The organism is Nocardioides sp., assembly GCF_036274455.1.
Taxonomy (GTDB): Bacteria; Actinomycetota; Actinomycetes; order Propionibacteriales; family Nocardioidaceae; genus Nocardioides.
This window is the reverse complement of sequence record NZ_DASUFR010000238.1, coordinates 1-9,765: the sequence shown is the minus strand read 5'-3', so window position 1 is coordinate 9,765 and position 9,765 is coordinate 1. Positions and strand designations below refer to the sequence as shown.

At 73.4% G+C, this 9,765-nt stretch carries 10 protein-coding genes; 7 read left to right on the top strand and 3 right to left on the bottom strand.

All coding sequences use genetic code 11. The annotated features are described in order from the left end of the window. Window positions 1-16: 16 nt before the first annotated feature. The 3 genes from VFV89_RS22795 to VFV89_RS22785 all read right to left on the bottom strand — a co-directional run bounded on the left by VFV89_RS22795 (window position 17) and on the right by VFV89_RS22785 (window position 3,568). Window positions 17-2,185, bottom strand: a complete 2,169-nt coding sequence (locus tag VFV89_RS22795) for an MMPL family transporter (protein ID WP_329708281.1) — start codon at window positions 2,183-2,185, stop codon at window positions 17-19. Between the two features lie 160 nt (window positions 2,186-2,345). After that, window positions 2,346-2,591, bottom strand: coding sequence for a hypothetical protein (locus VFV89_RS22790; protein ID WP_329708280.1), 246 nt, complete (start codon window positions 2,589-2,591; stop codon window positions 2,346-2,348). A gap of 41 nt (window positions 2,592-2,632) precedes the next feature. Next, window positions 2,633-3,568: an NAD(P)/FAD-dependent oxidoreductase gene (locus tag VFV89_RS22785; RefSeq protein ID WP_329708279.1), complete on the bottom strand. Its 936-nt coding sequence runs from the start codon at window positions 3,566-3,568 to the stop codon at window positions 2,633-2,635. A gap of 76 nt (window positions 3,569-3,644) precedes the next feature. Here VFV89_RS22785 and VFV89_RS22780 point away from each other — a divergent pair, with 76 nt between their 5' ends. From VFV89_RS22780 to VFV89_RS22750, 7 genes are all read left to right on the top strand, one after another. After that, a complete protein-coding gene (locus VFV89_RS22780; RefSeq protein WP_329708278.1) occupies window positions 3,645-4,229 on the top strand; it encodes an XRE family transcriptional regulator in 585 nt (194 codons plus the stop codon). Next, a complete protein-coding gene (locus tag VFV89_RS22775; RefSeq protein WP_329708277.1) occupies window positions 4,229-6,931 on the top strand; it encodes a LuxR C-terminal-related transcriptional regulator in 2,703 nt (900 codons plus the stop codon). Before VFV89_RS22780 ends, VFV89_RS22775 begins: the two co-directional genes overlap by 1 nt. A gap of 77 nt (window positions 6,932-7,008) precedes the next feature. Continuing rightward, window positions 7,009-7,692 carry a DUF2306 domain-containing protein gene (locus VFV89_RS22770; protein WP_329708276.1) on the top strand — a complete coding sequence of 228 codons (684 nt, stop codon included), beginning with the start codon at window positions 7,009-7,011 and terminating at the stop codon, window positions 7,690-7,692. After that, complete coding sequence (locus VFV89_RS22765; RefSeq protein ID WP_329708275.1) at window positions 7,689-7,910, top strand: hypothetical protein; 222 nt, start codon at window positions 7,689-7,691, stop codon at window positions 7,908-7,910. Before VFV89_RS22770 ends, VFV89_RS22765 begins: the two co-directional genes overlap by 4 nt. Before the next feature lie 40 nt (window positions 7,911-7,950). Continuing rightward, window positions 7,951-8,154 (top strand): hypothetical protein, encoded by a 204-nt coding sequence (locus tag VFV89_RS22760; protein ID WP_329708274.1) that lies wholly within the window; start codon window positions 7,951-7,953, stop codon window positions 8,152-8,154. A gap of 48 nt (window positions 8,155-8,202) precedes the next feature. Further along, the gene (locus tag VFV89_RS22755; protein WP_329708273.1) at window positions 8,203-8,607 is read left to right on the top strand and encodes a YccF domain-containing protein; all 405 of its coding nucleotides are present in this window, start codon (window positions 8,203-8,205) and stop codon (window positions 8,605-8,607) included. Between the two features lie 46 nt (window positions 8,608-8,653). Next, a complete protein-coding gene (locus VFV89_RS22750; RefSeq protein ID WP_329708272.1) occupies window positions 8,654-9,178 on the top strand; it encodes a DinB family protein in 525 nt (174 codons plus the stop codon). Window positions 9,179-9,765: the final 587 nt, after the last annotated feature.

Below are 9,765 nucleotides of genomic sequence, written 5' to 3'. Positions count from 1 at the left end.
CCCCCCCCGGCTCGGGTCAGCCGAGGGAGGGGGCGGGGGCGTACGCCGTCTCGTCGGCGTCGGTCTCCTGCCGGGGCTGGTCCTCGACCGAGACGACCGGCAGCGCCTTGTCGAGCCAGCTGGGGAGCCACCAGTTGGCCTTGCCCAGCAGGGCCATCGTGGCCGGGACGAGCACCATCCGGACCACGGTCGCGTCGACCAGGATCGCAGTGGCGAGCCCGAGCCCGAGCATCTTCAGCGACGGCACCGGGCTGGCCACGAAGCTGCCGAAGACCGCGACCATGATCAGTGCGGCGGAGGTGACCACCCGACCGGTGCCGGCGAGGCCGCGGGCGACCGACTCCGTGTTGTCCCCGATGCGGTCGTACTCCTCGCGGATCCTGGAGAGCAGGAAGACCTCGTAGTCCATGGAGAGCCCGAACAGGATCGGGAACATGATCACGACGATGACCGAGGTGATCGGGGTCGGGCCCTGGAGACCGAGGAGCTCGGCGCCCCAGCCCCACTGGAAGACCGCGACGATCACGCCGTAGGCGCAGCCGATGGACAGAAGGTTCATGGCCGCGGCCTTGAGCGGCACCACGATCGAGCGGAACACCAGCATCAGCAGCAGGAACGACACGGCGATGACGGCACCGATGAACAGGGGGAGGGTGTCGCTGAGCTGGGCGTTGAGGTCGTCGGTGACCGCGGTGATGCCGGAGACGTAGACGTTGTCCGGGATGACCGCGCGGACCCGCTCGATGGTGGCCGAGGTGTCGGGGTCGGCCGGGCCAGTGGTCGGGAGGGCGGTGAACACGACGGTGCCACCGTCCTGCGAGGTGACGGGCTCGCCGACCGAGGCGATGCCGGGGACACCGGAGATCGCACGGGTCACGCCGGCGATGCCGTCGGCGTCGACGCCGGGCGCACCGAGGTCGGCGATGACCATCAGCGGCCCGTTGATCCCGGCGCCGAAGCCCTCGGCGAGCAGGTCGTAGGCCTGCCGGTGGGTGGTCTCGGCGGGGGCGTCGCCGGCCGCGGGGAACGCGGTCTGCATCGAGAACGCCGGGGCCGCGATGGCGAGCAGGGCCACGAGTGACCCGACGAGGTAGGGCCAGGGCCGAGCGGAGACGCGGTGGCCGAACCGCCACCAGGCGGTGTCCTCGGCCGGCTTGGCGGTGCGGTGCCGGCGGCCGACGCGGCCCTTGTCGATGCGGTCGCCCAGGAGCGCCAGCAGCGCCGGGAGGAGCGTGATCGCGGCGGCGACCGCCGAGAACACCATGATCGACGTCGCGAGGCCGATGGAGGTGAGCACGCCCAGCCCGGTGATGGCCAGCGCAGCGGTGGCGATGACGACCGTCCCGCCGGCGAACACGACCGAGGCGCCCGACGTGGTCATCGCGTCGGAGAGGGCGCGGCGGTTGTCGGCGTACGCCGTGCGGTTCTCGCGGTAGCGGGAGACGACGAACAGCGCGTAGTCGACGCCCACGCCGAGGCCGACCAGCCCGGCCACCGGGATGGCGGAGGCCGAGACGTCCATCCCGCCGGCCAGGAGCGTGATGCCCCCGATGCCGGCGCCGACCGCGATCAGCGACATCGCGATCGGGAGGATCGCGGCGACCAGGGTCCCGAAGACGACGAGCAGGAGGACCAGCGCGACCAGGAGGCCGATGCCGACGTGGCCGGTGCTGCTGTCCTCGGCGTTGAGGAAGACGGCGTCGCCGCCCAGCTCCACGCGGACGTCCGGCTCGCCCATGGCGGAGACGGCGTCGGAGAGGACGGTGAAGGCGGGCTTGCCCATCTGGCGCTCGGGCACGTCGAGGGTCACCTCGGCGTAGGCGATCCGACCGTCCGGGGAGACCGTGCCGGCCGCGAACGGGTCGGCGACCGAGGCGACGTGGTCCTGGTCGGCGACGTCGGAGAGAACCGACTCGACCTGGGCACCGTGGGCGTCGAGGGTGGAGCCCTGGTCGGCGGCGAGCACGACCAGCACCTTGCCCTTGGCGGCCTCGGGGAAGCTCGCGGTCAGCAGCCGCATCGCGCGCTCGCTCTGGCTGCCTTTGGCGGAGAAGTCGTCGGCGAACGTGCCGCCGCCGCTGGCGGCGAGGAAGAGGACGGCGACGAGCACGAGAACCCAGCTCGCAATCGTGCGCCAGGGGTGCCTCGCACTCGCCATGGCGACGGTCCGGGTGAACCTGTTCATGGTGGATGCCTTTCGGGTGTCGGGTCCGAGTGGCGCGAAGCTATGGAGCGACGTGGTGACCGGTCGTCACCACACGTGGTGAGCAGGAGGGTGATTCGAGGACGCCGCCACGACGTACGGACGCCCCCGGCCCGACGGGCCGGGGGCGTCCTCGCGGGTCTCAGGCAACCGCGCGGGTGAGCAGCCGGGCGCGGAGCCGGTGCAGCCGGGGCATGGCGCCGTAGATGACGATCGGGACCGCGACGGTGGCGAGCACGAAGGTCCGCAGCACGCTCGGGAGCCCGGCGAGGGCGTCGCCGAAGGCCAGGTTGAGCACGGTGAGGGTCGGGAACACAGCGACCCAGATCATCAGGGCCAGCTGGTGCTTGGTCGGTGGCGGTACTGGGGTCGTGCGGATCTCGGTCATGACGCTTCTCCTTGGTGAGCTAGGGATGGGGTGGTGGCCGGTCAGGCGGGGAGCCCGGACCGGAAGTCGCGGACGGCGTCCTGCACGTCCTCCTCGACGAGGTCGTTGTTGATGGCGATCGCGGCCGCGGAGCCCTCGCCCGCCGCGGTGATGACCTGGGCACGCGGGTTGGCCGCGTTGCCCGCCACCCATACGCCCGGCACGCTGGTGCGCCCCGCCGGGTCCGCGACGACCCAGCCGTCGTCGCGGGTGGCGCAGCCGAGCGAGGCCAGGAGGTCGCTGTTGGGGACGAAGCCGGGCCGGACGAACACGGCGTCCCGGCGCACGGTCCGGCCGTCCGCCAGCTCGACGCCGGTCAGGGTGTCGTCCTCGACGACCAGCCGGGACACCGGCCCCTCCACCACGCCGATCGCGCGGGCCAGCAGCTGCTCGCGCTCGGTCGGCGTGGGCGTCTGGGTGTGGGCGAAGTACACGACGTCGTCGGCCCACTGGCGGACGAGCAGCGCGTGCTGGACCGCCTCGGGGGTGCCGCCGAGGACGCCCAGCCGCTGGTCGCGGACCTCGTAGCCGTGACAGTAGGGGCAGTGCAGCAGGTCGCGACCCCAGCGCTCGCGGACTCCGGGGAGGTCCGGCAGCTCGTCGCGCAGCCCGGTGGTGACGAGGACCCGCCGGGCGCCCACGACCCTGCCGTCGTCGCTCGCCACCTCGAACCCCGCGTCCGGGCGGGGACGGACCGAGGTGACGCTCCCGCTGACGACGTGACCGCTGTAGGACCGGACCTCCTCGCGCCCGGCCGCCAGCAGCTCCGCCGGCGACATCCCGTCGCGGGACAGGTAGCCCTGCATGTGCGCGGCGGGGGCGTTGCGCGGCTCGCCGGCGTCGATGACGACGACCTTGCGCCGGGCCCTGGTCAGGACCAGGGCAGCGGAGAGACCTGCGGCGCCGCCGCCGATGATCACCACGTCGTAGTCGTTCATGGCTCGAGGGTCGCGCCCGACCGAGCTCGCGACAACAACTGTTGCTGTTTCCGGGAATCTCACGTTCCATGACCTCGTGACGCAGCCCGATCCGATCGCCTCCGCCCTGGACCTGGTGGGTCCGCGGCTGCGCAGGGTGCGCGAGCACCGCGGGATCACGCTGACCGACGTGGCCGAGCGGACCGGCATCTCGAAGAGCACGCTGTCCCGGCTGGAGAACGGCCAGCGCAAGCCGAGCCTCGAGCTGCTGCTGCCGCTCGCCCAGGCCTACCGGGTACCGCTGGACGACCTCGTCGGAGCACCGGAGGTCGGCGACCCACGGGTCCGGCTCAAGGCGCGCAGGGTCAAGGGCCGCACCGTGCTGCCGCTGACCCGGCACCCGGGCGGGGTCCAGGCGTGGAAGATCATCATCCCGGCGAGCCAGTCCACTCCGGAGCCGCGCACCCACGACGGCTACGAGTGGCTCTACGTGCTCGCCGGCCGGATGCGGCTCGTCCTCGGCGACCAGGACCTGGTGCTCGAGGTGGGCGAGGCCGCGGACTTCGACACCCGGCTGCCGCACTGGTTCGGCAGCACCGGAGAGGGGCCTGCCGAGGTCCTGAGCATCTTCGGCCGGCCCGGCGAGCGGATGCACGCGCGAGCCACGCCCAAGGAGTCGTGATGGCCCTCGCGCTGGTCGAGACCAAGTTCTTCCTCCCGCACGGCCGGGGCGGGTCGGTCCCGCGGCCGCGCCTCGACGAGCAGCTGGGCCGGGGGAGCCGGCTCACCCTGGTCTCGGCCCCGGCCGGCTTCGGCAAGACCACGCTGGTCGGCTCCTGGCTGGCCGAGCACGCCGCGGCGACGGGCGCCCGAGTCGCCTGGCTGTCCCTCGATGCCGGCGACCGCGAGCCGGAGACGTTCTGGACCTACGTGCTGTCCGCGGTGGACCGGGCGGCGCCCGGCGCCGGCTCGGCAGGGCTGACCGCGCTCGGAGCCGGGCAACCCGTCGAGGTGGCGCTGGCCGCGGTCCTCAACGAGCTCAGCGTGCTGCCCGACGACGTGGTCCTCGCGCTCGACGACTACCACCTCGCCGAGGGTCCGCACACCCAGTCCGGCATGGCGTTCCTGATCGAGCGGCTGCCGCCCCAGGTGCGGCTGGTGATCAGCACCCGTGCGGATCCGGTCCTGCCGCTCGCCCGGCTGCGGGCGCGTGGTGAGCTGACGGAGGTCCGCGCCGCCGACCTGCGCTTCACCGACGCCGAGGCGACCGCGTTCCTCACCGCGGCGACCGGCCGGTCCCTCGAGGCCGGCGACGTGGCCGCCCTCGGTCACCGCACCGAGGGCTGGATCGCCTCCCTGCAGCTCGCGGCGATCTCGCTGCGGGACCGGGCGGACCCGTCGGGGTTCATCGCCGGGTTCGCCGGCGACGACCGCTACGTCGTTGACTACCTCGTCGAGGAGGTCCTCGGCGAGGAGCCGCCGGAGGTCCGTGACTTCCTTCTCGACACCGCGGTCCTGGACCGGCTCAGCGGGCCACTGTGCGACGCGGTCACCGCGACGACCGGCGGCGCGGCGATGCTCGAGTCGCTGGAGCGCCGCAACCTCTTCGTGGTGCCCTTGGACGACCAGCGGCGCTGGTACCGCTACCACCACCTGTTCGCCGACATGCTCCAGGCGCGCCTGCTGCAGGAACGGCCGGAGGCAATCCCGCAGCTGCACGGCCGGGCCAGCCGCTGGTACGCCGAGGCGGGCCAGCCGGAGGAGGCGGTGCGCCACGCGCTGGCCGCGGGCGACCCGGAGCGGGCGGCCGACCTCGTCGAGCTGGCGCTCCCGGGGCTGCGCCGCGAGCGCCGCGAGGGTGTCATCCGGCGTTGGGTCGACGACCTGCCGGAGGACGTCGTCCGCGACCGGCCGGTGCTCGCCGCGGGCTTCATCGGGGCCCTGATGGCCAGCAACCACTTCGCCGGCGTCGACCAGCGGCTGCGCGAGCTCGAGCAGCTGCTGGTCCGGCCGGCCTCCGAGCTCGTGGTCGTCGACACCGACGAGCTCGCCCGGCTGCCCGGTGCCGTCGAGACGTGGTGGGCCGGGCTCGCCCTGGTCGGCGGAGACCTGGCCGGCACCGTCGTCCATGCACGGAGGGCCGTCGAGGCGGCCGCCGACGGTGACGACGTCACGACCTCGGCGGGAGCGGCTCTCGCCGGTCTCGCCCACTGGGCCGGCGGCGACCTCGAGGCCGCACACCGCGGCTACGTCACGGCGGCCGAGGGACTCGCCCGGGCCGGGCACATCGCCGACGTGCTGGGTTGCACAGTCACGATCGCCGACCTCGAGCTGGCCCTGGGGCGGCTCGGCGACGCCGAGCGCACCCTCGAGCGTGCCCTGGGGCTGGCCGAGCGGCACGGACCTCCACCCCCTGCGGTGATGCGCGGGACGGCAGACATGCTCGTCGGGCTCAGCCGGGCGGCGTGGCACCGCAACGACCTCGACGCGGCGGCCGGCTTCCTGCGTCGTGCCGACGAGCTCGGTGAGTCGGCGGGGCTGCCGCAGCACCCCTACCGGTGGCGGGTCGCCCTGGCCCGGCTCCGGACGGCCGGCCGGGACCACGCCGGCGCCCTCGAGCTGCTGGACGAGGCGGAGCGGGTCTACGTCGGTGACTTCTCGCCACCGGTGCACCCCATCCACGCCACCCGCGCGCGGGTGCTGCTCGCCTCCGGCGACATTGCAGGGGCCGCGGGGTGGGCGCGCCGGCACGGCCTCACCGCCGAGGACGAGCTGTCCTACCTCCGCGAGTACGAGCACCTCACGCTGGCGCGGGTCCTCCTCGCCGAGCAGCGCCTCGCCGGGGCGATCGGCCTGCTCGAGCGACTCCTGGCGGCCGCGGAGGCCGGTGGACGGCTGGGCACCGTGATCGAGATCGAGGTCGTCCGGAGCCGGGCGCACACCGCGGCGGGCGAGCCGGCCGCGGCGCTGGCCGCGCTCGAGCACGCCGTCGACCTCGGTGAGGCGGACGGCTGGGTTCGGTTCGTCGTGGACGCCGGGGCAGCGCTGACACCTGCCTTGCAGGCGCTGGCGGCCCGCCGGCCGGGGTCGGCGTTCGTGCGGCGGCTCCTCGCCGAGGCCGGGCCAGCCGTCGGGACCACCGTGCCCGTCAGCCCAACCACGGCGCACGACGGCGGCTTGCTGGACCCGCTGAGCGACCGCGAGCTCGACGTACTCCGCCTCCTCGCCTCCGAGCTCGACGGCCCGGCCATCGCCCGCGAGCTGGTGGTGTCACTCAACACGGTGCGGACCCACACCAAGCACATCTACACCAAGCTCGACGTCAACAACCGCCGCTCGGCGGTCAGCCGGGCCCACCAGCTCGGCCTGCTGTCCCGGCGCTGAGCGCCGCAGAAGATCACCAGCCCACTCACATCACGTGGTGATGTCCGCTGACCACGTCGCTGCCTACGTTGCGTGCCATGACCACCCCCGGCGCCGTCGCGATCCCGGCAGTCGGGACCCGGGCCGGCTGGCCCGTCCCGGCCGCTCTGGTCGCCCTCAGCGCGATCCCCCTCGTCGCAGGGACGCTCCGCCTGGTCCAGCTCGCCGGAGGGCCCGCGGTGCTGCCGGCCGACGACCGGTTCGGCACCTTCCCGGTGGCGCTGGTCGTCCACATCGGTGGCGCCGCGGTCTACGCGCTGCTGGGCGCCTTCCAGTTCGTTCCACGCTTCCGGCGCCGGCACCTGGCCTGGCACCGCCGCAGCGGCCGGGTCCTGGCCGTCGCCGGGCTCGCGGTAGCCGGCTCCGCGCTCTGGATAACGCTGGTCTACCCCCCGCAGCCGGGCACCGGCGACCTGCTCTTCGGGCTCCGGCTCGTCGTCGCGTCCGCGATGGCCGGCTGCGTGGTCCTCGGCGTGAGCTCGATCCGGCGCCGCGACGTCGCGGCCCACCGGGCCTGGATGATGCGCGCCTACGCGATCGGTCTGGCCGCCGGGACGCAGGTCTTCACCGAGGGGATCGGCGAGGCACTCGTCGGCTCCGGAGAGCACCGCGGTGATCTCCTGAAGGGTGCCGGCTGGCTCATCAACCTGGCCGTCGCCGAGTGGGTGATCCGCCGACCGGCCCGCCGCCGGGCGAAGGCAGCGGCAGGGTGGGCGTCGTGAACGGCACCGCGCCGACGGCGTACGAGATCGTGGTCGACGGACACCTGGACGACCGCTGGGCCGACTGGTTCGGCGACGTCGCCCTGCGCCGGAACGGCGACGGCACCACCAGCATCGCCGCGAGCTTCGTCGACCAGGCCCAGCTGCACGGGCTGCTCGCCGGCCTGCGGGACCTCAACGCGACCCTCCTCTCGGTGCGGGCCGTCCGGGCCGACTAGCCGGCCTGCGCTCGGGTACCGGCTCCGCCAGGAGGGGAACATGAGGATGCTCATCGGTGCGGTCATCGTCATCTGGCTGGTGATCGGTGTGGTGGCCGCCGGCCAGCGGGGCTACTTCGGCGACAACCGCGACGTGAACTGCAAGAAGGCCAGCGACACGGCGCTGACCATCATCGCCGGACCGCTCAACTACATGGGTGTGAATCCGAAGGTCAGCTGCAACACGCCCGAGCCGTCGAAGTGAGCTGAGCCAGGGGCCCGTCCCACGGTCGCACCGTGGGAGGGTGCACCTGTGCGGCTGCTACTGAACCTGCTCTGGCTGGTCCTTGCCGGCTTCTGGATGTTCCTCGGCTACCTGCTCGCCGGAGTGCTGTGGTGCATCACGATCATCGGCATCCCGTTCGGCATCGCGTCGTTCCGCATCGGGGTCTTCGCGCTGTGGCCGTTCGGGCGCACGGTCGTGGACAAGCCGGGCGCCGGCGTGGGCTCTGCCATCGGCAACGTCCTGTGGTTCATCTTCTCCGGCATCTGGCTGGCGATCGGGCACGCGTTCACCGGCGCACTGCTCTGCCTCACGATCATCGGCATCCCCCTGGGCCTGGCCAACTTCAAGCTGATCCCGGTCTCGCTGTTCCCGCTCGGCAAGGACATCGTCCGGACCGGCGACGTCAACGCCGCGTTCGGCGCCCGGACCTAGCCAGGTCGGCCCGCCCCCGCGAAGACCCGGGCGCGAGGATACCGACATGAACGGGCCGCACCCGGGGGACGCCGACGGCTTCCGGGCCGCGTGGGTGGAGGCGCAGCAGCGCTGGACCCAGACGCTCGTCACGGCGCGGACGCTCGACGAGGAGCTCCTGCACGTGCGCGTCGACGGTGAGTGGTCGTTCGTGCAGACCCTGCGGCACCTGCTGTTCGTCACCGACTCGTGGGTCGGCCGCGGGATCCTGGGCGAGCAGGACCCGTGGCACCACCTCGACCTGCCACCCACCGGGATGACGAGGGTCACGGCGCTGGCCGACGCCGACGAACGCGCGGAGCTGGCCGACGTGCTCGCACTGCGCGACGAGCGGCTCGCCACCGTGGACCGGGTGCTCGGGGAGCTGACCGACGCCGAGCTCGACGAGGAGCGTCGATGCGTCGGCACCGGGCACCCGAAGGCCGGGCTGTGGTCAGTGCGGCGCTGCCTGAGCGCGCAGGTCAGCGAGGAGTGGCGGCATCGCGACTACGCCGAGCGCGACCTGGCCGTGCTCGTGGCCGGCGGCAGCTGAGGGAGGCGACCATGGGCGAGGTATGCCCTCGGCCGGGACATGCCCGCCGCGGGTCGAGCCTGTCGAGACCTCCGCAGGGTGGGCACCCGGACGGGTCCCAGCCCCGGCTCGAAGTCTCCGCAGGGTGGGCACCCGGGCGGGTCCCAGCCCCGGCTCGCGCGGCTTCGAGGCTCGGCGCTGGGGCGCCTCGCACCTCAGCCACCGACGTGGGTCGGCACCGCCACGGTGGCTGAGGTGTGAGGCCGGTCACGGCCGAGCCTCGAAGCCTCCTCAGGGTGGACACCCGGGGTGAGTCCCAGCCCCGGCCCACCAGACTTCGAGGCTCGGCGCTGGGGCGCCTCGCACCTCAGCCACCGCAGGATCGGCCCCGGGCGGGTCCCAGTCCCGACTCGCGCAGCTTCGAGGCTCGGCGCTGGGGCGCCTCGCACCTCAGCCACCGTCGATGAGCGGTCGTCGGACTGGTCCGCACCGACGCTGGGTCAGGCGGGCGGCTGCTTGCGTACAGCGCGGGCCAGCTTGCGCAGCTGGCTGCCCAGGTTGTGCCGGTTGGTCTCCTCGAGCCAGCCGTCGGGGAACGAGAGGCGAAC